This is a genomic window from Novosphingobium sp. B-7, assembly GCF_000410615.1.
Taxonomy (GTDB): Bacteria; Pseudomonadota; Alphaproteobacteria; order Sphingomonadales; family Sphingomonadaceae; genus Novosphingobium; species Novosphingobium capsulatum.
This window is the reverse complement of sequence record NZ_KE148432.1, coordinates 13,338-17,265: the sequence shown is the minus strand read 5'-3', so window position 1 is coordinate 17,265 and position 3,928 is coordinate 13,338. Positions and strand designations below refer to the sequence as shown.

3 protein-coding genes are annotated in these 3,928 nt (G+C 66.5%); 2 read left to right on the top strand and 1 reads right to left on the bottom strand.

Annotation, left to right across the window (positions count from 1 at the left end; translation table 11 throughout):
* Window positions 1–514: protein-L-isoaspartate O-methyltransferase (locus H926_RS0118810; RefSeq protein WP_043610467.1), on the bottom strand; the 514-nt coding region annotated here is incomplete at its 3' end.
* Window positions 515–681: 167 nt separating this feature from the next.
* On the opposite strand from H926_RS0118810, the gene H926_RS0118805 reads away from it, so the two are divergent.
* On the top strand, window positions 682–2,205 hold the full coding sequence (locus H926_RS0118805; protein WP_022677671.1) for a fumarate hydratase: 1,524 nt from the start codon (window positions 682–684) through the stop codon (window positions 2,203–2,205).
* A gap of 210 nt (window positions 2,206–2,415) precedes the next feature.
* Entirely contained in the window at window positions 2,416–3,885 is a 1,470-nt protein-coding gene (locus H926_RS0118800; RefSeq protein WP_028658226.1) for a sensor histidine kinase, read from the top strand.
* Window positions 3,886–3,928 lie beyond the last annotated feature (43 nt).

Here is a 3,928-nt window from a genome sequence, read left to right as displayed (position 1 = left end):
CAGCCTTGCGGCCCAGGGCGAGGCGCGCCACGCGGCGCTCGATCAGGCCGGTAACCAGGCGGCCATCGTCGGCCACGGCGGCTTCCAGGGCAGGGGTCACCACTTCGATAGCGCCATCGACCAGAACCAGCGCGAACTGGCCCAGCGCGGCAAGATCGTCGGCCGGGCTGGCCAGCGTCACTACCAGGCCCAGCTCGCGCAGCAGCGCGGCAAGATAGGCGCCGGGCTTGCCCACCACCAGCGCGCGTTCGCCGGCCACCGGTGCGGCGGCGATCAGCATCTGCCCATGGGTGAGGGCGGGGGCTAGCACGGTGCCATCGCCCAGCGGCAAGGCGCGGTCCATATAGGCCAGGGCGCGGCGGTCTGCCGGCACGAAATCCTCGCGCGCAACGGCGGCAAAGGCGGCCAGCACGGCCGGATCGTTTACCCCGCTCACGCGCAGCTGGCTTTCGATCATGGCCTTGCGTTCGCGCACCATTCCCGTCTCGGCTGCCTCAGCTACTGCCACGCTCATCGGTATTCCTCATCAGGTTCGGGATGCGTGGGCCGCTTTCGCAGTCGCACACGCCATTGATCGCCAGCGTCTCTAGAATATTGCCCGCGCTGCGCCAAGCGTCTTGCATGCTGTCTGTCGGCGCGTAAGGGGCATTGGCAGAATGCTGTAGCAGGAGCGAAATTGCGATGGCGGAAATGGTGACGATCCGGGAAGCGGATCTGGTCGAAAGCGTGGCCGATGCGCTGCAATACATCAGCTACTTCCACCCGATGGATTACATCCGCGCGCTGGGCGATGCCTATGAGGCCGAACAGGGCCCCGCCGCCAAGGATGCCATCGCCCAGATCCTGACGAACAGCCGCATGTGCGCCGAAGGCCACCGGCCGATCTGCCAGGATACCGGCATCGTCAACGTATTCATCGAATGGGGCCAGGATTGCCGCCTGGAATCCGACAAGTCCTTGCAGGACGTGGTCGATGAAGGCGTGCGCCGCGCCTACCTGAATGCGGACAACAAGCTGCGCGCCTCGGTCCTGGCCGATCCGGCCTTCACCCGCCGCAACACGCGCGACAACACGCCCTGCGTGCTCCACGTCGAAATGGTCAAGGGCAGCAAGGTGACCGTCGATGTCGCCGCCAAGGGCGGCGGCAGCGAGAACAAGTCCAAGTTCAAGATGATGAATCCCAGCGATTCGATCGTCGACTGGGTGCTCGAAATGCTGCCGCAGATGGGTGCCGGCTGGTGCCCGCCGGGCATGCTCGGCATCGGTATCGGCGGCACCGCCGAACACTGCGTGCTCTTGGCCAAGAAGGCGCTGATGGAGCCGATCGACATGGCCCAGCTCAAGCTGCGCGGGCCCCAGACCGATATCGAGCGCCTGCGCATCGAGATTTTCGACAAGGTCAACGCGCTGGGCATCGGCGCGCAGGGGCTGGGCGGGCTTTCCACCATCCTCGACGTCAAGATCATGGATGCGCCGTGCCATGCCGCTGGCAAGCCGGTGGCGATGATCCCCAACTGCGCCGCCACCCGTCACGCGCACTTCACGCTCGATGGCAGTGGCCCAAGCTATCTCGAACGGCCCAAGCTGGATGAATGGCCGCAAGTGCACTGGGCACCCGATGCCGCGGCCAAGCGCGTCAACCTCGATACGCTGACGGCAGAAGAAGTGCAGGGCTGGAAGCAGGGCGATCGCCTGCTGCTCAACGGCAAGATGCTGACCGGCCGCGACGCCGCGCACAAGCGCATCCAGGACATGCTGGCCAAGGGCGAGCAGCTGCCGGTCGATTTCAAGGGCCGCGTGATCTACTACGTCGGCCCGGTCGATCCCGTGCGCGAGGAAGTGGTTGGCCCGGCTGGCCCCACCACCGCCACGCGCATGGACAAGTTCATGGACATGATGCTCGACCAGGGCCTGCTGTCGTGCGTCGGCAAGGCCGAGCGTGGCCCGGCCGCCACCCAGTCGATCGCCGAGCACAAGTCGGCCTATCTCATGGCGGTGGGCGGCGCGGCCTACCTCGTTGCCCGCGCGATCAAGGAAGCCAAGGTCGTCGGGTTCGAAGACCTCGGCATGGAGGCGATCTACGAATTCACCGTGGAAGACATGCCGGTGACCGTGGCTGTCGATAGCGAAGGCCAGAACGTGCACCAGCTCGCCCCGCTGGTGTGGAAGAAGAAGATCGCCGACGAAGGCCTGCTGCCGGCCTGACCGCTTGCCTGGCGTTAGGCTTCGCACCACCCCCAACCCCCTCCTTCCGAAGAGGAGGGGGCTTTTTTGTGTCTGCTCCCCATCCTCTTTAGAGGAGGGGGTCGGGGGGGGGGGGTGGAAACCTGGCGCAAACTCTCGATCAACCACCCACGCTGTTCGACCGCCGCACTGGCGCGGTGTGCCCGCGTGCCGTAGCAAGGCGTTATGGCCATGATAGAGCGGGCTGACCCCGCCCCTACCTCCGACGATACCCCGCCCGGCATGGGCCACGTCACCGCACGGCAGGTGGTCCTGTCGGCGGCGGCGCTGTGGCTGTGCTATTTCGTGCTGGTCTCGATCCGCTGGGCCCTGGTCGGGCCACCCGATACCGATCTGTCGATCTGGATCGAACTGCTGTGGCGCCGCGCGCTGGTGACCATGGCCGGCATTGCCGTGACCGTGCTGGCCTGGCCGCTGCTGCGCCGCTGGGATCATCGCCGGCTGGGCTGGCGCGTGGCGCTGGCGCTGGTGATCATGTTGCCGGCAGCCCTGTTGCTGGCGCTGATCAACCAGCAGGCGTTTGCGCCGGTGGAGGCCCGCTGGGACCAGGAGGCGCAAAAGCAGGATGCCGGCCAGGATGCCGCCACGCGCAAGGAAGCTTCGCAGCGCAATACCGGCGGCAACATGCTGATCGATATTGCCCCACCCGCGCCGTCAGCGCCGGCGATCCCGCCCGAGCCACCCGAACCGCCCGCGCCGCCTGCGGCCGGCGATGTGCCGCCAGAGCCCCCTGCACCGCGAGCACCCAAGGCGGCACCGAAACGCGATAACGTCAGCGTGCGCCATCATGCCGATGGCACCACCGAAATCACCGCGCCAGGCGTGCATATCATCACGCGTGAACCAGCCACGCCCGCCACCACCGCGCAGGAGATCAACCAGGACATCAACAAGGACGAGGGCTGGCAGGAACTGACCGATATCGCGCTGGGCCGCTATTTCCTGCTGATCGCCTGGGCCGCGCTCTATCTGGCGCTGGGCAATGCCGAACAGCGCCGCGCCGCCGAATGGCGCGAAGGCGAATATCGCCGCGCGGCCAAGGCGGCGGAACTGCGCTCCTTGCGCTATCAGGTCAATCCGCACTTCCTGTTCAACACCTTGAATTCGCTCTCGGCGCTGGTCATGGTCGGCCGCACCGAAGAAGCCGAGCGGATGATCCAGACGATTTCCAGCTTCTATCGCCACAGCCTGGCCGGCGATCCTACCGCCGATGTCACCCTGGCCGACGAGATCGCGCTGCAGCGGCACTACCTGGCGATCGAAGGCGTACGCTTTCCCGATCGGCTGCGCGTGGAATTCGATGTTCCCGAGGATGTGAGCGAGGCCTGCGTGCCGGGCATGATCCTGCAACCGCTGGTGGAAAATTCGATCAAGTATGCCGTGTCTGCCACCACCCGGCCGGTGACGATCAGCATCCGCGCGCGCATTTCGGCCGGGCTGCTGGTGCTGACCGTGGCCGATGATGGCCCTGGCGCCGATCATGCCAGCCTGCCCACGGGCGGCACCGGCATTGGCCTTGCCAACGTGCGCAGCCGCCTGGCCGCGCGCTTTGGCGCCCAGGCGCGGGTGGAAAGCGCGCCTTTGCCGGCCGGCGGCTATGCCACCGTGCTGACCCTGCCCATCGTATCCAACCTTGCTTGAGGCCCCCATGCGCACCCTGATCGTGGACGACGAACCCCTGGCC